Source organism: Streptomyces rimosus (genome assembly GCF_008704655.1).
Lineage (GTDB): Bacteria > Actinomycetota > Actinomycetes > Streptomycetales > Streptomycetaceae > Streptomyces > Streptomyces rimosus.
In genome coordinates this window covers 1,325,537-1,346,107 of record NZ_CP023688.1, presented here as the reverse complement: position 1 = coordinate 1,346,107, position 20,571 = coordinate 1,325,537, and the positions used below count along the sequence as shown (strand labels likewise).

Annotated in this window: 17 protein-coding genes; 5 read left to right on the top strand and 12 right to left on the bottom strand. The window is 73.4% G+C overall.

The window, feature by feature from the left end; translation table 11 throughout:
* Positions 1-24: 24 nt before the first annotated feature.
* From CP984_RS05445 to CP984_RS05410, 8 genes are all read right to left on the bottom strand, one after another.
* Positions 25-1,110 (bottom strand): TolB family protein, encoded by a 1,086-nt coding sequence (locus CP984_RS05445; RefSeq protein ID WP_078586816.1) that lies wholly within the window; start codon positions 1,108-1,110, stop codon positions 25-27.
* Entirely contained in the window at positions 1,107-2,366 is a 1,260-nt protein-coding gene (locus CP984_RS05440) for an MFS transporter (protein ID WP_003983591.1), read from the bottom strand. Before CP984_RS05440 ends, CP984_RS05445 begins: the two co-directional genes overlap by 4 nt.
* Before the next feature lie 21 nt (positions 2,367-2,387).
* On the bottom strand, positions 2,388-3,350 hold the full coding sequence (locus CP984_RS05435; protein WP_003983592.1) for a metallophosphoesterase family protein: 963 nt from the start codon (positions 3,348-3,350) through the stop codon (positions 2,388-2,390).
* Between the two features lie 100 nt (positions 3,351-3,450).
* On the bottom strand, positions 3,451-3,807 hold the full coding sequence (locus CP984_RS05430) for a DUF427 domain-containing protein (protein WP_003983593.1): 357 nt from the start codon (positions 3,805-3,807) through the stop codon (positions 3,451-3,453).
* Positions 3,808-3,924: 117 nt separating this feature from the next.
* Complete coding sequence (locus CP984_RS05425) at positions 3,925-4,398, bottom strand: thioesterase family protein (protein WP_003983594.1); 474 nt, start codon at positions 4,396-4,398, stop codon at positions 3,925-3,927.
* Entirely contained in the window at positions 4,395-5,351 is a 957-nt protein-coding gene (locus CP984_RS05420) for a 3-hydroxyacyl-CoA dehydrogenase NAD-binding domain-containing protein (protein ID WP_003983595.1), read from the bottom strand. The genes CP984_RS05425 and CP984_RS05420 overlap by 4 nt, the downstream gene beginning before the upstream one ends.
* A 45-nt stretch (positions 5,352-5,396) precedes the next feature.
* Positions 5,397-6,284 carry a BKACE family enzyme gene (locus CP984_RS05415; RefSeq protein ID WP_003983596.1) on the bottom strand — a complete coding sequence of 296 codons (888 nt, stop codon included), beginning with the start codon at positions 6,282-6,284 and terminating at the stop codon, positions 5,397-5,399.
* A gap of 25 nt (positions 6,285-6,309) precedes the next feature.
* Complete coding sequence (locus CP984_RS05410; protein WP_003983597.1) at positions 6,310-7,176, bottom strand: TetR/AcrR family transcriptional regulator; 867 nt, start codon at positions 7,174-7,176, stop codon at positions 6,310-6,312.
* Between the two features lie 182 nt (positions 7,177-7,358).
* On the opposite strand from CP984_RS05410, the gene CP984_RS05405 reads away from it, so the two are divergent.
* From CP984_RS05405 to CP984_RS05390, 4 genes are all read left to right on the top strand, one after another.
* Positions 7,359-9,422 (top strand): SpoIIE family protein phosphatase, encoded by a 2,064-nt coding sequence (locus CP984_RS05405; protein ID WP_030179394.1) that lies wholly within the window; start codon positions 7,359-7,361, stop codon positions 9,420-9,422.
* Between the two features lie 66 nt (positions 9,423-9,488).
* Entirely contained in the window at positions 9,489-10,922 is a 1,434-nt protein-coding gene (locus CP984_RS05400) for a glutamine synthetase family protein (protein ID WP_003983599.1), read from the top strand.
* Positions 10,922-12,079, top strand: coding sequence for an amidohydrolase family protein (locus tag CP984_RS05395; RefSeq protein WP_003983600.1), 1,158 nt, complete (start codon positions 10,922-10,924; stop codon positions 12,077-12,079). The genes CP984_RS05400 and CP984_RS05395 overlap by 1 nt, the downstream gene beginning before the upstream one ends.
* Positions 12,080-12,163: 84 nt before the next feature.
* Entirely contained in the window at positions 12,164-13,447 is a 1,284-nt protein-coding gene (locus CP984_RS05390) for an MFS transporter (RefSeq protein ID WP_043976752.1), read from the top strand.
* Here the strand turns inward: CP984_RS05390 and CP984_RS05385 are convergent.
* Positions 13,334-14,275, bottom strand: coding sequence for a LysR family transcriptional regulator (locus CP984_RS05385; RefSeq protein ID WP_003983602.1), 942 nt, complete (start codon positions 14,273-14,275; stop codon positions 13,334-13,336). The genes CP984_RS05390 and CP984_RS05385 overlap by 114 nt on opposite strands.
* A gap of 117 nt (positions 14,276-14,392) precedes the next feature.
* Here CP984_RS05385 and CP984_RS05380 point away from each other — a divergent pair, with 117 nt between their 5' ends.
* Positions 14,393-15,088: an SDR family NAD(P)-dependent oxidoreductase gene (locus tag CP984_RS05380; protein WP_003983603.1), complete on the top strand. Its 696-nt coding sequence runs from the start codon at positions 14,393-14,395 to the stop codon at positions 15,086-15,088.
* Between the two features lie 48 nt (positions 15,089-15,136).
* Here the strand turns inward: CP984_RS05380 and CP984_RS05375 are convergent, their stop codons facing one another.
* From CP984_RS05375 to CP984_RS05365, 3 genes are all read right to left on the bottom strand, one after another.
* Positions 15,137-17,515, bottom strand: a complete 2,379-nt coding sequence (locus CP984_RS05375; protein WP_003983604.1) for a phosphoketolase family protein — start codon at positions 17,513-17,515, stop codon at positions 15,137-15,139.
* A gap of 153 nt (positions 17,516-17,668) precedes the next feature.
* Positions 17,669-19,165 carry a M81 family metallopeptidase gene (locus tag CP984_RS05370; RefSeq protein ID WP_003983605.1) on the bottom strand — a complete coding sequence of 499 codons (1,497 nt, stop codon included), beginning with the start codon at positions 19,163-19,165 and terminating at the stop codon, positions 17,669-17,671.
* Positions 19,166-19,191: 26 nt separating this feature from the next.
* A complete protein-coding gene (locus CP984_RS05365) occupies positions 19,192-20,364 on the bottom strand; it encodes an ROK family transcriptional regulator (RefSeq protein WP_003983606.1) in 1,173 nt (390 codons plus the stop codon).
* Positions 20,365-20,571: the final 207 nt, after the last annotated feature.

Genomic DNA, 20,571 nt, shown 5'->3' with positions numbered 1-20,571 from the left:
GCCGCCCCACCGGACCCCGCCCGTTCAGCGCACCAGTGCGGGAGACGAGCCGCCGGCCACCCGCAGCGCCGGAGCGCCGCCGTCCGCCGGTACGGTCCAGATGTCGCTGCCCTTGCCGCCGCTGCCCGGCAGCGCGTAGGCGAGCGTGTGGTCGTCCAGCCAGGCCGCCTGGTCGTCCACGCTGCGCCGCTCCGCGACCGGGTGTTCGCGCATCGTGCGCAGGTCGAGCACGTACAGCCGCCAGGGGTCGCGCGCTCCCTCCCGTACCCGCTTCTTGAAGGCGAGGCGGGTGTTGTCGGGCGAGAGGGACGGGCACTCCAGGTTCTCGCGCAGGGTGCGGGCCGTCCAGCGGCGCATGTCGCCCTCGACGAGGTAGGTGCGGCCCTTGGTGGAGACGGTGGCGTAGAACCGGTTGTCGTCGCGGGCGAAGGTGACGCCCCAGTAGTTGACGTCGGGGGAGTGGTAGCGGCGGCCGTCGAGGGTGAGGGGGATGTCCTCCATGTTCTTGATCAGGTAGCCGGTGCGGGTGTCGAGGATGGACGTACGGGTGGAGAAGGCCGTGGTGGCGTAGGAGTCGCCGGTGGCGAACATCGTCCAGGACAGCATCCGGCCGGAGGCGGAGACCCGGGCCCGGTTGGGGATGCCGGTCAGGGCGATCCGGCGCTTCTCGCGCAGCCGCCCGTCCAGGACGACGGCGTACGCGGCCGGCGGGATGCCGGGGCGGCGCTGGAGGCACAGTGCGGTGCCGCCGGCCGCGTGGAAGCGCTCGCAGGCGGGGCCGCCGGTGGTGCGGCGGTCCGGCGCCGGGGCCGCTTCCGCGCTCATCGCGGCGGCGCCGCGGGCGGACGGAGCGGCGGGCAGACGGGCGACGCGCCCGGTGCCGTCCCCCTCCCGCGTACTGCGGAAATACAGCTGACCCCGGTCCAGCCCGAAGGCCGAGGGCGTGTCGGCGGATCCGGCGCGCCGGGCCGCCGACACCGTATAGACCACGGCGACCGTGGCGAGTACGGCGGTCGCCACCACGATGGCGATGACGCGGGCGCGCAGGGACGGCCCGCCCGGTCCCTTGCCGGCCGTGCCCTCCGCCGGGGCACTGGCCCTGTCCGTCACGAGCACGACGACCGCCTTTCCGTACGGGGAAGCAGCGCGGCGGCGCCCGCCAGGGCGGCCGCGAGGACGACGACGGCGGCGACCAGCGCGGGCCCGCTGCCCCACAGGGTCCAGGCGGCGCCGAACCCCGCGGCGGCGAGCAGCCGGCTCAGCGCCTGGCCCGTCTGGAGCAGCGCCATGCCGCTCGCCCGGCGCGCCGCCGGGAGGGCGGGACCGGCGAGGGCCATCAGCACGCCGTCGGTGGCCGCGTAGAAGACACCGACCAGCCCCAGCACGCCGGCCAGCAGGACGATGCCGTCGCCGACGGTCAGCAGCAGGACGTAGGCGGCGAGCAGGGCCGCGTGGCCGAGGAGGAAGGGGACCCGGCGCCCGATGCGGTCGCCGAGCCGCCCGGCGGGCACCGCGAGCAGCAGGTAGACCGCGGCGGTGCCGAGCGGCAGCAGCGGGAACCAGCGCACCGCGAAATCCAGTTGTTTCTGGAGCAGCAGGTAGACGAACGAGTCGCCGATGGTGGCCGCGCCCAGCAGGGCGGCGGCCAGCATGATCCGCCGGAAGGCGGCGTCCCGCAGCGGTTCGGTGATCCTGGTGCGCAGCGGGACCCGCGGCCCGGTGGGCGCCGCGGCCACCGGGCCCAGGGCGTCGCGCCCCGGCACGAACGCGATCAGCAGCAGTACGCCCAGCAGCCCGACGCAGAAGCTGACGACGAACACCGCGTCATATGCGTCCGCGGTCGCCCACAGCAGTGCGAACGCGGCCAGCGGTCCGAGCAGCGCGCCCGTGGTGTCCATCGCGCGGTGCACGCCGAACGCCCGGCCCAGTTCGTCGGGCGGGCTGCTGAGCGAGATCAGCGCGTCGCGCGGCGCGGTCCGTACGCCCTTGCCGATACGGTCGGCGGCCAGCGCCGCGCCGATCCCGGCCGTGCCGCCGCCCGCGAGCAGCAGGCCGAGCCGGGACAGCGCGGACAGCGCGTACCCGGTGCCGGCCACGAGCTTGTGCCGCCCGCCGCGGTCGGCGGCGTGCCCGCCCAGCAGCCGTACGAGCGCGGTGACGCCGTTGTAGAGCCCGTCCAGGAACCCGAACTGGAGCGGTGACAGGCCCAGTTGGAGGACGAAGTAGAGCGGCAGCACCGCGGTGACCATCTCGGAGGAGATGTCGGTGACCAGGCTGACCGTGCCGAGCGCGAGCACCGGTCCGGCGACGCGGCCGCGTGTCAGCCCGGAGGTGGCGGCGGCCGCGCCGGTGGTGGCGAGATACATGGCGAGTGGTTTTCGGGCCGGTCAGTGGCACCGGTAGGACGGGCTGCTGTCCTTGGTCTTCCCGTCGGTGCCGACCAGGTCCCAGGAGAACCCGTCGTCGGTGAAGTTCAGCTTGACCACGCCGAAGGTCTTCGTCAGCCGCTTCTCGCTGTTCGGCTGGACCTCCTCGATCTTGTACGGGTTGGCGCCGCCCATGCCGGCGAGCAGTTCGACCAGCCCGTTCGGGTCGGCCTTGCCGTCCGGGTCCTGCGGCGCGAAGCGCTCGTAGTGGTGGTCGTGCCCGTTCAGGACCAGCTCCGCCTTGGCGTCGTACAGCAGCTTCCACACCGACCGGCTGACCGGCTGGTTGCCGTGCTCGCCGGAGGAGAACAGCGGGTGGTGCCAGTAGGCGGCCACGCACTTCTTGGAATTGGCGGCGAGGTCGTCCTTGAGCCACTTGGTCTGCGTGGAGTCCAGGCTGTTGGAGTCCAGCGCGACGAAGTGCCAGTTGCCGTGGTCAAAGCTGTAGTAGCTCTTGCCCTGGGGGTAGGCGACGGAGCCGAAGTAGGACTTGTAGCCGGACAGCTTGCCGGCCGGGTCGTAGGTCTCGTGGTTGCCGGCGACCGGGTGGGTCTTGGCCTTGAAGGCGCCCCAGGACGTGTCGTAGTACTTCTGGAAGTCCTTCAGCCGGGCGTCGTCGTACTGGTTGTCGCCCATGGTCAGCACGAAGGCCGGGTCGATCTTCTTGACCTGGGCCGCCGTCTTCGGGTGCACACAGCTGCTGCTGCTCGCGGTGCACTGCTCGGCGATGTCACCGGCGGCCACCACGGTGAAGGCGCCCGCCTTGGCGGCCGTGCGTTCGGGCGCGGCGTCCGCGCGCCCGGCCGGCGACCACAGCAGCGCACCGCCGACGAGCGCGAGGACCGCGCCCGCGGCGGTGGGTATGCCGGTGCGGGGGTTGGTCAGGAACGTGCGGGACTTCGCGGCGCGGGGGGTGGGCGTCATGTCCGTCTCCTCGGTCGGCGGGGGGTGCCGTACGGAGGAATCTTGACGACGGCTCATGTACGCGTCAATGAATTCGGCGGAGAATAGTTAGGAAACTTTCCTACTCGCTCCCGTCCCGGCCCTCGCCCACCAACTCCGCCTCGTAGAAGCACAGATGGTCCTTGATCTGCGCGACCGCGGACTTCGGCGCAGGATAGGCCCACGCGATGTCCTCCGGGCCACCGGAAAGTGACCAGTAGGAGGCGTCTCCCTTGAACGGGCAGTGCGTACGGGTCTCGGACGGCGTCAGCAGATCCGTCCGTACGTCCTCCGGCGGCAGGTAGTAGCGCACCGGATAGCCGGTCTCGTGCAGCAGCAGCGGGCGGCGGCTGTCGGCGACGACCTGGCCGTCGTGGACGACGCGGACGTGATCGGTGCCCTGCTCGACGGTGATGCGGTGACCTGGTACGGACGGCATGACGGTTCCTCTCCTGACGGGAGTGCGGCACCTCAGGGTCGCACCGCGGGACGGCCGGACGGCCGACCCGGCGACGGCGTGCCCCCGCGTATCGGGGACACGCCGTGCAACGCCGCCCTACACCTCCCGGATTCCCCGCCCCGCCCACTCGGGCGCCGGACCGGCCAGCGCCGCCAGCCGCTCCCGCGCCTCCCCGGGCAGCGGAGCCGCCCGGCCCTCGCCCTGGTGGACGTGCAGGGCGAAGATCTCCTCGGTCGCCACCGGGTCGCCGGACGCTTCGCCCACGTACATCTCGTGCACGAACCGCACCTTCTTCGCGCCCACGCCCAGCACCGTCGTCCGCACCGCCAGTTCGGCGCCGCGCGGCACCTCCGCCAGATAGCGCACATGCGCCTCGACCGTGTAGAGCGAGTGGCCGGTGCGGTCCCGGTAGGCCGCGTCGAGCCCGGCCCCGTCCATGAGGGCGTCCGTGGCGAAGCCGAAGACCAGGACGTAGTACGCCTCGGAGAGATGGCCGTTGTAGTCGATCCAGTCGTCCTGGACCGTACGGCGCAGCAGCGGCGGGCGCTCCGCCGTCGGGTGCGCCGTCACCGGGCGGGCCCGTCCAGACGGCCGGTCGCGCGCAGCACGTCGATGACGCCCTGGTCGCGTTCGGCCACGAGCTGCGCGTACGTACGGCCGTCCGCGGCCCGCTCGCAGCCGTCGACCATCGCGTCCCGCAGCGCCCGGTCCAGCTCCGGCGCTTCCAGCCGGGTCCACGGGGACTTCAGCGACGGGCCGAAGTGGTCGAGCATATGGGCCATCCCGCCCTCGCCGCCGGCCAGCGCGAACGTCAGGATCGGGCCCATGAACGCCCAGCGCAGCCCCGGCCCCTCGGTGATCGAGGCGTCGATGTCCTCGACCGTGGCCTCGCCGTTGGCGACCATGTGCAGCGCCTCGCGCCACAGGGCCTCCTGGAGCCGGTTGGCGATGAAACCGGGCAGCTCGCGGTCCATGGTGATCACGGACTTGCCCGCCACGCCGTAGAACTCCGCCGCCCACTCGACCGCCGCGCGGTCGGTCCGCTCGCCGCCGACGACCTCGACCAGCGGGATCAGATACGGCGGGTTGAACGGGTGCCCGACCACCAGACGGCCGGGGGTCGCGGCCGTGATCTGCATGTCGGTCATCGGATAGCCGGAGGTGGACGAGGCGATGACCACACCGGGCGGGGCGGCCGCGTCCAGCTGGGCGAGCAGGTCGCGCTTGAGCTCCAGCTGCTCGGGCGCGCTCTCCTGGACGAACTCGGCGTCGGCGACGGCCTCGGCGAGGCTCGGCGCCAGGGTGAGGCGGTCGGCGGAGGCGCCCTCGGCCAGGCCGAGCTGTTCCAGGGCGGGCCAGGCGGCCGTGACCAGGCGGCGCAGCTTGTCCTCGGCGTCCGGCGCCGGGTCCCAGGCGGTCACGTCGTAACCGCGCGCGAGGAAGTGGGCGACCCAGCCGCCGCCTATGACGCCGGCGCCGATGCACGCCACACGGCGTACGGAGGAGGGAGGGGTGGGGGACACGGGAACTCCTGGGGTGGGGAAGCGGGCGGGCGGTACGGTCCGGCGTCAGCCGCGCGGCTTCAGGCCGAGGCGCGCACGGGCCTGGTCCGGGGTGGCGACGCTCGCGCCCAGCAACTCGGTGATCCGCACGGCGCGTTCGACCAGCTGGCCGTTGGTCGCCTTGACACCCTTGCTCAGGTACAGGTTGTCCTCCAGGCCCACCCGTACGTTGCCGCCGAGCAGGATGGACTGCGCGACCCACGGCATCTGCATCCGGCCGAGCGCGAAGCTGGCCCACTGCGCGCCCTGAGGGAGCATCGCGACCATCGACTGGAGCACGCCCGGGTCGGCCGGCGCGCCCCACGGAATGCCCATGCACAGCTGGAAGACGGTCGGGTCGTCGAGCAGCCCCTCGGCCAGCAGCTGCTTGGCGAACCACAGCTGCCCGGTGTCGAAGATCTCCAGCTCCGGCCGTACCCCCAGCTCCTGGATGCGCCGGGCGCCCGCGCGCAGCATGTCGGGCGTCGAGACGTAGAGGTTGGAGCCGTCCCCGAAGTTGAGGGAGCCGCAGTCCAGGGTGCAGATGTCGGGGAGCAGGTCCTCGACGTGCGGCAGCCGCTCCAGGCCGCCGACCAGGTCCGTACCGGGCAGCTGCCGCAGCGGCTCGTCCGGGTCGATGACGAGGTCGCCGCCCATGCCGGCGGTCAGGTTGATGACGACGTCGGTGCCGGTCTCCTTGATCCGTTCGACCACCTCGGCGTACAGGCGGGGATCGCGGGACGGATCGCCCGTCGCCGGGTCGCGTACGTGGATGTGCACGACGGCGGCACCGGCCGAGGCCGCCTCGACGGCGGATTCCGCTATCTGCTCGGGGGTGACGGGCACGTGCGGGGAGCGGCGCACGGTGTCACCGGCGCCGGTCAGGGCGCAGGTGATGATGACCTCGTTGTTCACGGCGGGTTCCTTGGAGAGGAGGTAACTACGGGTCTACGGACGTCAGTTCGCTGTCGACGAAGGTGAGCAGCGCCGCGTGCATGCTGTCGGGGGTGGTGCTGTCCGGCGCGGTGGCGAGTACCTGGGTGGCCAGGCCGTCGATGAGCGCGGTCAGCCGCAGCGCGGTGGACTCCGGGTCCACGGGGTGGAAGACGCCTTGTTCGACGCCCCGGCGCAGCACATCGGCGACAGTGGTCCGCCACTGCCGGTAGTAGTGCTCGTGCAGCCGCCCGACGGCGGTGGAGCGGGCGGCCTGCGCCCACAGGTCGAGCCAGACCAGCCACTGGCGCCGCTGCTGTTCGGTGCGCGGGGTCTGGAGGGCGATCAGGTGCAGCAGTTCGGCGCGTGCGTCGCAGGCTTCGGCCAGGCCCGCCGCGCGCCGCGCGGTGTCCTCGTCCATGCACCAGCGCACGGCCGCTTCCAGCAGTTCGTCGCGGCCGGGGAAGTGGTAGTGCACGGCGGCCGTGCTGGTGCCGCAGGCGGCGGCGATGTCGGCGACCCGTACGGCGTGGAAGCCGTGCTCGGCGATCAGCCGGACGGTCTCCCGGACGATCTGCAGCGGACGGCCGCCCTCGGGTACCGCGGCGGGCTCCCGGCCGCGGGCCGGCGCCGGGGTCCCGGTGCGCGAGCCGAGCAGCCAGGCCACGTCCACGCCACCGATGTCCGCGACGCGCACGATCTCGGCGAGGGTGAAGCGCCGGGTGCCGCCCAGCGACCGGGACAGCTTGGAGGGGTCCATCACGATCCGCCGGGCGAACTCGCGGCGGCTGCACCCGAGGCGCTCGACCACCTGCTTCACGCGGTCGGCCACGTCGCCGTCGTCGGCGATCCGGGTGCCGGGGTCTTCGGTCATGGTCCGGGACCGTAACAGTGTGTTGAGGAAACAGCAACGTTAGGGAAGGTGCAAGCCTGTCAGCGCAAGGCTTTCGCGCCGTGTTGCGTACTGACTGATGCGCAAGTCAGGGTATAGGGACCCGGCCGGAGCCCGGCCGCCACGCCGCCCGTAAAGCGGAGGAATGTGGCAAAGTGGCGAACATGGCTGACCGGGGTGCGAAGCCGTCGGCCGTGTCGGTGCCGGACGACTGGCCGGCCCACCCGGACCTGACCCTGGCCCTCAACGGCATGGGCGGCTTCGACTGGGACCTCGACAGCGGCCGTATGCACATGGACGGCTCCGCTCTAGAGGTCTTCGACCTGCTGCCGGAGGAGTACGACTCCGACCCGGCCACCCTGGCCTGCCGTCTGCCGCCGGAGGAGGCGGCCCGCCTCGACGCGGTCGTCGCCCAGGCCCTGAAGGACGGCAGCGACTCCTACGGCGCCTACTTCCGCGTCCGGCTGCGGGACGGCGCGGTGCGCTGGACCCACACCCAGGCCAGCATCCGCCGGGACGCGAACGGCCGGGCACGCCGCGTCATCGGCATCGTCCGGGACGCCAGCCAGGAGTACGCCCAGGCCGCGGAACGCGCCCAGGCGCACGCGCGCAGACTGCGCAACACCGGCCTGGTGGAGCGCACCACGGCCGCGCTGGCGCACGCCCGTACCGTCCGGGACGTCATCGACGTGCTCGGCGACGACCAGGCGTTGACCCGGCTGGGCGCGCAGAACGTCATCGTCGGTCTGGTCGAGGCGGGCCGCATCCGGGTGGTCCACGAGGGGCAGGCGGGCAGCTTCGTACCGCAGCACGAGGTGCTGCGCGTCGAGGACGAGTACCCGATGAGCGAGGTGGTGCGCACCCTGACGCCCTGCTTCATCCGCTCCCGCGCCGAGTTCGCCGAGCGCTACCCCGCGCTGTGGCCGCACCTGGAACGGATGGACTTCGGCTCCGCCGCGTACCTGCCGCTCATCGCGCAGGCCCGGCCGATCGGCGTGGTGGGGCTGTTCTACCGCTCGGAGAACCCGTTCGGCGTACAGGAGCGCAACCTCCTGATCGCCCTCGGCTCCAGCGTCGCGCAGAGCCTGGCCCGCGCCATGCTCTACGACCAGGAGCACGACCTCGCCGAGGGCCTCCAGCAGGCCATGCTGCCGCGCCGCATCCCCGGCATCCCCGGCGCCCAGATCGCGGTCCGCTACCGCGCCGCCCGCATCGGCCGGGACATCGGCGGCGACTGGTACGACGTGATCCCGCTGCCCGAGGGCCGGGTCGCCGCCGTCATCGGGGACGTCCAAGGGCACGACACCCACGCCGCGACCGTCATGGGCCAGCTGCGCATCGTGCTGCGCGCCTACGCCGCCGAGGGCCACCCGCCCGCCACCGTGATGGCCCGCGCCTCCGCCTTCCTCGGTGAACTGGACACCGACCGCTTCGCCACCTGCACGTACGCGGAGGCCGACCTGACCACCGGCACGGTGCGGCTGGTGCGCGCCGGGCACGTGGACCCGCTGCTGCGGCACGCCGAGGGCCACTGCCGCCGCCTGGAGGTCACCGGCGGCCTCCCGCTCGGCATCGCGACCGGCTTCCGCGACCTGGACTACTCCGTCACCACCGTCCACCTGGCCGTCGGCGAAACCCTCGTGCTGTACACCGACGGGCTGGTGGAACAGCCCGGCGTCGACATCGAGGAGGGCGTACAGCACCTGGCCAGAGTGGTCCGCGACGGACCGCAGGACGTGCAGCGGCTGGCCGACCGGCTCTGCGACCTGGCCGCCGAGCAGCCCGGCGACGACGACATGGCGATGCTGATCCTGCGGCGCGGCGGCGAGCCCGTCACACCGGCCACCGGCCGGCTCCAGCAGCATGTCGCGCCCGACGACCCCCAGGGCCTGTCCGCCGCCCGGCACATGATCCGCGCCGCGGTACGGGCCTGGGGCGCCCGGGAACGCGCCGACGAGATCGAGCTGGCCGCCGACGAGCTGATCACCAACGCGCTGCTGCACACCGAGGGCGCGGCCCTGGTGACCGTACGGATGCCGCACGGCACCGACCGGCGGCTGCGGCTGGAGGTGGCCGACCGCTCCAGCGCGCTGCCCCGGCGCCGCGAAGCCGACGAGGACGCGATGTCGGGCCGCGGACTGCTCCTGGTGGACCGGCTGGCGGATGTCTGGGGTGTGGAGCCGCGCGGCACCGGAAAGTGCGTATGGTGCGAGTTCGACTGTCCGTGACCGGCCGATCGTGCCGCGGGGACGACGCAGCAGTCCGATCGGCCGCCGAGTGAGGGGACACGCGCCATGGGACCGGTGCCGGCGCAACAGTGGGGCGACGCCCGCCAGACGGCGGCGCGCCTGGACGCGGAACACGTCCGGGCCATCGCTTTGACCTGGGTTGACAACGCGGGTGTCGTGCGTACGAAAACCGTGCCGACCGCCCGGCTGGCGCCCGCCGTCCAGCGCGGCGTCGGCATGTCACCGGTCTTCGACGTCTTCACCGCCGACGACGCCATCACCGCCTCCGCCCACCTCGGCGGCCCCGACGGCGATCTGCGGCTCTTCCCCGACCTGGAGCGGCTCACCGTGCTCGCCGCGCAGCCCGGCTGGGCCTGGGCACCGGTCGACCGCTACGACCAGCTCGGCACGCCGCACCCCGCCTGCCAGCGGCAGTTCGCCCGCCGCATGGTCGAGCGCGCCGCCGACGCGGGGCTCGCCCTGCGGATGGGCTTCGAGACCGAATGGGTCGTCAGCCGGGCGCCGTTGCACGGCCGGTGGCCGGACGGGGCGGCCGGCGGCGGGCGCCTCGACGGGGCCGTGGGCACCGGCGACCCTCTGGAATACCCGTGCGTCGGCCCCGCCTACGGCATGACCCGCGTCGTCGAACTCTCCGACTACCTCCGCGACGTGGCCGAGGCGCTGGCCCTCCAGGGCGTGGAGGTGTTCCAGCTCCACCCCGAGTACGCGCCGGGCCAGTTCGAGGTGTCCACCGCGCCGTCCGACCCGCTGCGCGCCGCCGACGACCTGGTCCTCGTCCGCGAGACCGTACGGGCCGTGTCGCTGCGGCACGGCCTGCGGGCCAGCTTCGCGCCGTCCGTCGTCGCCGGACAGGTCGGCAACGGCTGCCACCTCCACCTCAGCCTGCACCGCGGCGAACGCAGCCTGCACCGCGACCCGGACGCCCGGTGGGGCCTGGACCCGGACGCCGTACGCTTCCTCGGCGGCATCCTGGAGGCGCTGCCCGCCCTGCTCGCCATCGGCTGCCCCTCGCCCGCGAGTTACCTGCGGCTGGCGCCCTCCATGTGGGTCGGCGCCTACCAGTGCTGGGGCGTGGAGAACCGGGAGGCGGCGCTGCGGCTGGTCACCGGCGCGCCCGGCGACCCGGACGGCGGACACGCCGAGGTCAAGCCGTTCGACGCCGCCGCCAACCCGTACCTGGCCGTCGGCACGGTGATCGCCGCCGGACTGCACGGCCTGTCGGCGGGCGCCGAACTGCCGCCGCCGGTCACCGGCGACCCTGGCGTCCTGGGCGTCCGCGAACGCGCCCGGCGCGGCATCGTCCGCCTGCCCGCCTCGCTCACCGAGTCCACCGACCGGCTGGCCCGCTCCACCACGCTGGCCGAGGCCATGGGCGAGGTGCTGCACGGCGCCGTGATCGCGGTGCGGCGCGCCGAGGCGGCGCACTGCGCCGAGATGGAGCCCGCGGACATCGCCGCCGCGACCCGCTGGAGGTACTGATGACCACGGCCGCACCCGGCGGCACCGGGGTCCTGGACCTGCCGCCGCTCGTCGACCAGCACTGCCACGGCGTGCTGCGCGGCGAGCTGTCGGCCGCCGCATTCGAGTCGTACCTCACCGAGTCCGACCGGCCCGCCGCCGCGGGCACCACCTTCTTCGACACCCAGACGGGCTTCGCCGTACGCCGCTGGTGCCCGCCGCTGCTCGGCCTCGCGCCGCACTGCACCCCCGGCGAGTACCTCGCCCGGCGGCGCGAACTGGGCACGGCCGAGGTCCGGCGCCTGCTGCTGGGCGGCACCGGCATCGGCACGTACCTGGTCGACACCGGCCTGCCCGGCGACCTCACCGGAGCCCACGAGACGGCCGAGGCGGGCGGCGGCACCGGACACGAGATCGTCCGCCTGGAGACGCTGGCGGAACGGGTCGCCGCGGGCGTACGGGCGGCGGGGGAGCCGGGCGCGGCCGCCGAGGTGTTCACGGCCGGGCTCGCCGACGCCGTACGGGACGCGGCGCGCACCGCCGCGGGCTTCAAGTCCATCGCCGCCTACCGCCACGGCCTGGCCCTGGCCCCCGAACCGCCCACCACCGCCGACGTGGCGACCGCCGCCCGCGATTGGCTCGCCACCGGCACCCCCCGCCTCACCGACCCCGTCCTCCTGCGCCACCTGCTGTGGCTCGCCACCGGCACCGGCCGCCCCCTCCAGCTCCACACCGGCTTCGGCGACCCCGACCTGCGCCTGCACCACAGCGACCCGGCCCTGCTCACCGACTTCGCCCACGCCACCGCGGGCACCGGCACCGACCTGGTGCTGCTGCACTGCTACCCGTACCACCGCCAGGCCGGCTACCTGGCCCACGCCTTCCCGCACGTGTACGCCGACGTCGGCCTGTCCCTCGGCCACACCGGCCCGCGCGCGACGGCCGTCCTGGCCGAATTCCTCGAACTCGCCCCCTTCGGCAAACTCCTCTTCTCCACCGACGCCTACGCCCTGCCGGAGCTGTACACGGTCGGCAGCGCCGCCTTCCGCACGGCACTGGAGGAGGTGCTGACCGGCTGGGTCCGCTCCGGCGCCTGGTCCGAGACGGACGCGTGCCGGATCGCGGCGCTGGTGGGGGCGGGCAACGCGCGGCGGGTGTACGGGCTTTCGGGAGGGTGAAGCGGGGCCGGGCGGCCGCCGGGAGCGGTGTGGAACACATCACGCAGGTAAGTGGCACACCCACGTACCGTGCTTTACTGCCCCGTGACTCCTGCCATATCCCCCGCCACCCCGAAGCCCCGTCCACCGCTGCGCTCCCGGCTCTTCGCCGACATCACGCCGCTGCGCACCTCGGTCCACTACCGCCGGCTGTGGTTCGGCAACACCGTCTCCTGGGTCGGCCAGCAGATGACCGCCCTGGCGGTCTCCCTCCAGGTGTACGACCTGACCGGTTCCACCTTCGCCGTCGGCGCGGTCGGCCTGTGCTCCCTGGTGCCGCTGATCGTCTTCGGGCTGTACGGCGGTGCCATCGCGGACACCGTCGACCGCCGCAAGCTGGGGATGTACACCGCGGTGGGCGCCACCGTGCTGTCCGTGGCGCTGGCCGCCGCCGCGCTGCTGGACGTGCGGCAGGTCTGGGTGCTCTACACGGTCGTCGCCCTCCAGGCGGTGTGCTTCGCGATGAACTCGCCCGCCCGCTCGTCGATGATCCCGCGCCTGCTGCCGCCCGAGCAGCTGCCGGCCGCCAACGCCCTCAACTCGCTGACCAGCAACCTCGGGATGATGGGCGGCCCGATGCTGGGCGGCGTCTTCGTCGGCCTGTGGGGTTACCAGGCCGCGTACCTGATCGACGTGGTGACCTTCACCGCCGCCCTGTACGCGATGTGGCGGCTGCCCGCCATGCGCCCCGATCACGGCGGCGAGGACGGGCCGCGCCGGCCCTCCGTGCTGGAGGGGCTGCGGTTCCTGGCCACCCGGCCCAACCTGCGCATGACCTTCTTCGCCGATCTCGCGGCCATGGTGCTGGCGCAGCCCCGGGCGCTGTTCCCCGCGGTCGCCGTGCTCTGGTTCGGCGGCGACGCGAAGACGGTGGGGCTGCTGGTCGCTGCGCCCGCGGTCGGCGCGGTGCTCGGCGCGCTGTTCTCCGGCTGGCTCGGTACGGTCCGCCGGCACGGCCTGGCCATCCTGGTCGCGGTCGTCGCCTGGGGAGCGGCCATCGCCTGCTTCGGCCTCACCCGCCACCTGTGGCTCGGCCTGTTCTTCCTCGCCGTCGCCGGCTGCGCCGACACCATCTCCATGGTCTTCCGTGGCACCATGCTCCAGGCCGCCGCGCCGGACCGGATGCGCGGCCGCCTCCAGGGCGTGTTCATCGTCGTGGTCGCGGGTGGCCCCCGGCTCGGCGACTTCCTGACCGGTTCGGCGGCCGACCTCACCTCACCCGCTGTCGCGGTCGTCGGCGGCGGTCTCGCCTGTGTCGTGGCGGTGCTGCTCCTGGGCCTGTGGCGGCGCGACTTCGCCCGCTACGACGCCCGCGACCCGAAGCCCTGACGAGGGTTCCGGCGCGTCGGCGGGGCGGCGCAGTATCGCGGTGGCGAGGTCCAGGAAGTCCCGTATGAGACCCGTGCAGTTGCCTTCCGGTGCCGCCAGGCAGGTACCGACGGGCAGGGCATCGGTGACGGTCAGGTACACGAGGTCGGGCCGGGAGTACGAGCCCGCGATGCTGAGGGGGACCAGGGCGATGCCCTGACCGGACGCGATGAGCTCGAACTTCTCCTCCAGGGAGGACGTCCGCCGCGTCCGGACGTCGAGTACCGGCTCGCCGTCCAGATCGGCCGAGGTGAGGGCGGGACGACCCGCCAGCGGGTGGGTCACGGGCAGGCACGCCACCTTGGTCTCGTGGCCGATGGGGACGGTGCGCAGCCCCGTGTCGTCGAACGGGTGCCGGAGATAGCCGACGTGCGCGCGGCCGTCGCGCAGCGGCGCGTCCCGCTCCCACCAGCGCAGCGGGAAGACATCGATCGCGACGCGCGGGTGGCGCGCCGTGAACGCCCGGATCGCGTCCGCCACATGGAGGCCGGGCGAGAAGGCGACGACGAGCCGCTGCTCGCCCCGCCCGGCCTCGTGGACGCGCCGCAGCGCAGTGTCCACCACCGTGGTGATCCGCGGCGCCTCGTCGTACAACCGCTGTCCCGCCGGGGTCAGTTCGACGCTGCGCGTGCTCCGCGTGAACAGCGCGTAGCCCAGCTCCTGTTCGAACGCGCGGATCTGCCGGCTGAGGACCGGCTGGGCGATGAACAGCGCCTGTGCCGCCCGGCCGAAGTGCCGGTGCTCGGCCACCGCGAGGAAGTAGCGGAGCTTGCGCAGATCGAGGTCCATGCCGTGACGGTATCAATGCGGACGGAAAGGGTATTGGACGCCCGGACGGGCCGTCCGAAGACTGGGTTTCCCGCTCGTCGTGCCGTACGACGCCGCTGGACCACGAACAGGAACCCCATGACCGACACCCGCAAGACCGCCCTCGTCGTCGGCGCCTCCCGGACCCTGGGCCTGGGGCTCGCCGCCGAGTATCTGCGCCGCGGCTGGGACGTCATCGGCACGGTCCGCGGCAGCGGGCGCACCGGCCTGCACGACCTCGCCGACACGGCCGGCGGGCGGCTGACCGTCGAGTCGCTGGAGATGACCGCTCCCGAACAGATCTCGGCCCTGCGCGACCGGCTGGCACAGCGCTCCCTCGACCTGCTCTTCGTCAACGCCGCCATCACCCGCGGCGACATACCGATCGGCGAGGTTCCGGCGGACATGTTCACCGAGGTCATGCTCACCAACGCGCTCGCCCCGATGCGCGTCGTGGAGTGGCTGCGCCCCCTGGTCGCGCCGGACGGGACCATCGGCGTCATGTCCTCCGACCAGGGGAGCGTCAGCCTGAACACCGACGGCGGACAGGACCTGTACCGGGCCGGCAAGTCCGCGCTGAACCAGCTGATGCGCTGCTACGCCGCCCGCCACGCCGGGGACCCGCGGACGCTGCTGCTCATGGACCCGGGCTGGGTGCGCACCGAACTCGGCGGTGCCGACGCCGAACTGAGCGTGGAGGAGAGCGTTCCCGGGGTGGCGGAGACGATGGAGAGCCACCGGGGGAAGTCCGGCCTCCACTTCGTGGACCACCAGGGGCAGGTCGTGCCCTGGTAGACGCGGCGGCCGCTCCGCGCCTTCGGAGCGCGGAGCGGCCGCCGTCCGTCACCGTCCGCTGTCCGGCCAGCTCCACTCCTCGACCTCCGGCAGGTCCGTGCCGTGCTCGCGGATCCAGCTGTGGTGGCGCTGCCGTACGTCCGCCATCGCCTGCCGCACCCCGGCGGCCCGCACGGCCAGCCCCGGCACCCGGTCGACCACGTCCATCACCAGCCGGTAGCGGTCCAGGTCGTTGGTGACCACCATGTCGAACGGCGTGGTCGTGGTGCCCATCTCCTTGTAGCCGCGCACATGCAGGTTGGGGTGGACGGCCCGGCGGTAGGTGAGGCGGTGCACCAGCCACGGGTAGCCGTGGTACGCGAACACCACCGGCACGTCGTGCGGCAGCAGCGCCTCGAACTCCCGCTCCGTCAGCCCGTGCGGATGCTCCTCGTTCGGCTGGAGCCGGGTCATGTCGACCACGTTGACGACCCGTACGGAGAGGTCCGGCAGGTGGGTGCGGAGCAGTGAGGCGGCGGCCAGAGTCTCCTGCGTCGGTACGTCACCGGCGCAGGCGAGCACCACGTCGGGCCGGGTGCCGGGCTGTTCGGTGCCCGCCCACTCCCAGATGCCCAGGCCGCGCGCGCAGTGCGCCCGCGCCTGCTCGATGTCCAGCCAGTCGAAACACGGCTGCTTGCCCGCGACCACCACATTGAGCACGTCCCGGGTACGCAGCACATGGTCGGCCACGCACAGCAGGCTGTTGGCGTCCGGCGGCAGGTAGACCCGTACGGTGTGCGGGTCCTTGTTGAGGATGTGGTCCACGAAGCCGGGGTCCTGGTGCGAGAAGCCGTTGTGGTCCTGGCGCCAGACGTGCGAGGTCAGCAGGTAGTTCAGGCCCGCGACGGGGCGCCGCCAGGGGATGGAGCGGGCCGACTGGAGCCACTTGACGTGCTGGGAGGCCATGCTCGACACGATGTGCGCGAACGCCTCGTACGAGGAGAACAGGCCGTGCCGCCCGGAGAGCACGTACCCCTCCAGCCAGCCCTGGCACAGATGCTCCGAGAGCACCTCCATCACGCGTCCGTGCCGCCCCAGATGCTCGTCGGTGGGCTCGGTCCTGGCCTGCCATGTCTTGTCGGTGGCGGTGTACACGTCCTGGAGCCGGTTGGAGGCCGTCTCGTCCGGGCCGAACAGCCGGAAGTCGCGGCGGTCGGCGGTCCGCTCCATCAGGTCGCGCAGCAGGCCGCCGAGGACGCGGGTCGGCTCGTGCATCCGGGTGCCGGGCTTGTCGACCGGGACGGCGTACTTCTCGGGGTCGGGCAGCGGCAGCGTACGGACGAGCCGGCCGCCGTTGGCGTGCGGGGAGGCGCCGAGCCGCCGGTCACCGCTCGGCACGCAGGCCAGCACCCGGTCCACCGGCCGGCCGTCGCCGCCGAAGAGTTCGTCCGGCGCGTACGACCGCAGCCAGCCCTCCAGCTGGCGCAGGTGGTCCGGGTTGTCCCGCACCCCGGACAGCGGCACCTGATGGGCGCGCCAGGTGCCCTCGACGGGGGTGCCGTCCACCTCGCCGGGGCCGGTCCAGCCCTTGGGGGTGCGCAGCACGATCGCGGGCCAGCGGGGCCGTTCCCGGTCGCCTTCGCCGCGGGCGGCGCGCTGCGCCTCGTGGATGCGGTGCAGCGCGGTGTCCATGGCCGCGGCCATGTCCCGGTGCACCTGCGCGGGGTCCGAGCCGGTGACGAACAGCGGCTCGTGGCCGTAGCCGCGCAGCAGCGCCTCCAGCTCGTCCTCGTCGAGCCGGGCGAGGACCGTGGGGTTGGCGATCTTGTAGCCGTTCAGGTGGAGGAGCGGCAGCACCGCGCCGTCGTGCCGCGGGTCCAGGAACTTGTTCGCGTGCCAGGAGGCCGCCAGCGGCCCGGTCTCCGCCTCGCCGTCCCCGATCACGCAGGCCACCAGCAGGTCGGGGTTGTCCAGGGCGGCGCCGTACGCGTGCGAGAGGGAGTAGCCCAGCTCGCCGCCCTCGTGGAACGAGCCCGGTACGTTCGGCGCGGCGTGGCTGGGCACCCCGCCGGGGAACGAGAACTGTTTGAACAGCCGCGCCATCCCGGCCGCGTCCCGTCCGACGTCCGGGTTCAGCTCCCCGTACGTGCCCTCCAGCCAGGCCCCGGCGAACACCGAGGGCCCGCCGTGCCCCGGGCCCCATACGCACACCGCGTCCTGCCCGTGCGCGGCGATGATCCGGTTGAGGTGGGTGTAGACGAGATTCAGGCCGGGACAGGTGCCCCAGTGGCCGAGCAGCCGCGGCTTGATGTGCTCGGGCCGCAGGTCCTCGGTGAGCAGCGGGTTGCCGGTCAGATAGATCTGGCCGGCCGCGAGGTAGTTCAGCGCCCGCCAGTGGGCGTCGAGATCGAGCAGTTCGCTCTCGGTGAGCGGGGTCGGCGACTCCATCGGGGCCCTCCGTCGGGGAAAGGTGATCAGGGAGCGCCTCTCCACCGTACGGGCCGTCATGCACCGGCGCCGCCCATACCGGCCGTACTGGCCGGTTCGGCCGTTTTCGTGCACCGAAGGGCCCCAGGCGCCGGTCCGAAGGGCCCGGGGCCGTCAGAGCAGGACCGGTGTCAGGTCCGGGTCCTCGAAGCCCGCGTCGTCGAACGGGTAGAGCGGACGGGCGACCCGGCGATGGCCCAGACGGAGCAGGTCCTGGTCCACGCCGCCCGGGGTGAGGGCGAGCAGCCAGTCGGCGGCCATCGCGTACAGCTCCGGCTCCAGGTAGCCGATCTTCACCACGACGATGTCGTACGCCGTCGGGTCCAGCGGCCCGAAGTCGGCGCGGGTGTGGAACGGCGTGCGCCGCTCGGTGAGGACGGCGGTCACCCCGCCGCAGGTCACGGCGGCGCTGCGGCCACCGCCGTCGTACGCCGGGTTGCCGCGCGGGGCCCCGGGCGCGGGCGCGGCGGGGTCCCGCAGAGCGGTGACCGTGCCGGTCAGGTCGTACGGCTCGGCGTGCGGCCCGGTGCCCGCGCTGATGTGGCCGCCGACCTTCAGCGTCACCCGGGTGCCCACTCCGGCCTCGAAGCACGCGGCCACCGCCGCCGGGTCCGTGATGCCGGGGTGCAGCGCGGTGACCCGCCCGCTCGCCAGGTCCTCGTGCGCCAGCAGACGGCCCAGCATGTACGCGAGGTCGCCCGCGCCGCCCGCGGTCGGGTTGTCGCCGGAGTCGCTGATCAGGAACGGGCGGGCGGGGGACGCCACGGCGCGCGCTATGCAGGTGTCGGCGTCGCCGGTCGGGCCGACGAAGACGAAGTCGCGGCGCACGTCCCAGTACTCCTGGGCGAGGCTGCGGACCTGCGCCAGCGCCAGGTCCGGGTCGTCGCCGGTCACCACCACCGCGGCCCGGCAGCGCTCCTCGTCGGCCCAGGCGTACCCCACCCACACCGCCGCGTCCACGATGCCGTCCAGCGCCTCGACCGCGGCGAGCCGCCCGTAGAGGGACTTGGCCGGTTCCAGGCGGGTGCTGGTCTTCTCGCCGGGGAGCAGCACCGGGACCTGCACCCAGGCGCGGTACGGGCGGCCCTTGCCGGACGCCAGTCGCCCGACCAGTTTGCGGGCGGCCCGCTCGCGGGTCTCCCAGGCGTCCTCGTGCGGGGCCAGCCGGTGCGCGGTGAGCAGGTCGAGGCGGTCGGCGAAGCGGCGCGAGACGTTGCCGTGCAGGTCCATGGCGGCCGAGATCAGCGCGTCGGGGCCGAGCGCGTCCCGTACGGCCTCGGCCAGGTCCGCCTCGGCGTCGTCCAGGCCGGTGACGCTCATGGCGCCGTGGATGTCGAAGACCAGGCCGTCCAGCGGCCCGGCCTCCCGGATGCGCGTGACCAGTTCGGACTTGATGCGGTCGTACGTGTCCCGCTCGACGGGCCCGCCGGGCAGCGCCACCGCGTGCACCAGCGGCACCCATTCCACGTCCGTACCGAAGCCGCCCGGCCGCGTCCACGTGTAGCGGCCGAGCAGGTCGGCGCCACGGGTGACGCGGAAGTCGTCGTAGGTGGACCGGTGCGGGCAGAACTGGCTGGACTCGATGGCCATGCCGCCGATCGCGATGCGCATGTCGATGGTGCACCTTTCTTCGGGGGTTACCTACGGGCTGCGGGCAGGACCGGCAGCCCGCCTTCGGTGGCCAGTTCGCGCAGTGCGGCGTGCCCGGCGCCGAGCAGGCCCGCGTCCGGGCCGCGGCTCGCGGCCACGATGGACAGCTCGCTCGTCGCCATCGGCAGACAGCGCTCGTACAGCACCCCGCGTACGGCCGCGACCAGCGGTTCCGCGGCGGAGAGCGCGCCGCCCAGCACCACGGCCTGCGGGTTGAAGAAGTTCACCACCACTCCCAGCACCGCGCCGATGTGCCGCCCTGCCTGCCGCACCAGGGTCGTGGCGTGGGGCTCGCCGTCCTCGACGAGCCGCAGGATGTCGGTGGTGGACTCCGCTCCGATGCCCCGCTCGCGCAGGGCGGCGGCGATGGCGGCGCCGCTGGCCACGGTCTCCAGGCAGCCGATGTTCCCGCAGGAGCAGGGGCGTTCGGCGGCGGCGTCCATGCGTACGTGGCTGATGTCGCCGGCGCAGCCGCGGGCGCCCCGGTAGAGCCGGCCGTGGCTGATCACGCCGGAGCCGATGCCGCGGCCCGCCTTGACCACGACCAGGTGCCGCAGGTCCGGGTGGGTGGCCCGGTGCTCGCCCAGGGCCAGGACGTTGGCGTCGTTGTCGACCAGGACCGGCAGGCCGGTCCGATCGGCGAGCCGGTCGCGCAGCTCGTACAGATGCCAGCCGGGCATCCGGGACGGGGCGATGATCCGGCCGGACGCGGGATCGACGGGCCCGGGGAAGCCGACGCCCACCCCGCACACGGCGCGACCCGCCGCGCGCTGCCGGGCGGCCAGCGCGGTCAGCCGCTCGGCGAGCAGGCCGACGGCCGGTTCGGGGCCGGCCGTCAGGTCGAAGGCGCACTCGTCGATGTCGTAGCCGGTGCCGGTCAGGCCCACCGCGCCGGTACGGATGTGGTGGCTGCCCAGGTCGGCGGCGAGCGCGACGGTGCCGCCGTCCGGGACGCGCAGCAGCCGCGGGCGGCGCCCGCCGCGCGAGGCGCCCTCACCGGACTCGGTCAGCAGCCCGGCGTCGACCAGTTCCTGGACGCGGGCGGAGACGGTGGAGGCGGCAAGCCCCAGTTCCCGTACGAGGTCGGCGCGCGAGCGGGCGGTGCCGGCCGCGACGAGTTCGAGGACGTGCGCGGCGGAGCCGGGTTCGGTGCCGGTCATGGCGGAATCTCGGCGGCGGTCATGGCGGCGCCCTTCGCTGGAACGTCGGTATACGGTCCCGGTCTTTCTTCGATGGCCGAATGAAGTCAGGGAATCAAGTGGCGTCCAGTCCACACCAATTGGCGATGTTCCGCCAGACCCTTGACTTCTTTTCTCGGCCGTCCGTACTTTTCTCGCACTCTTCGACCGGCCGACCTCCCGGAGGCA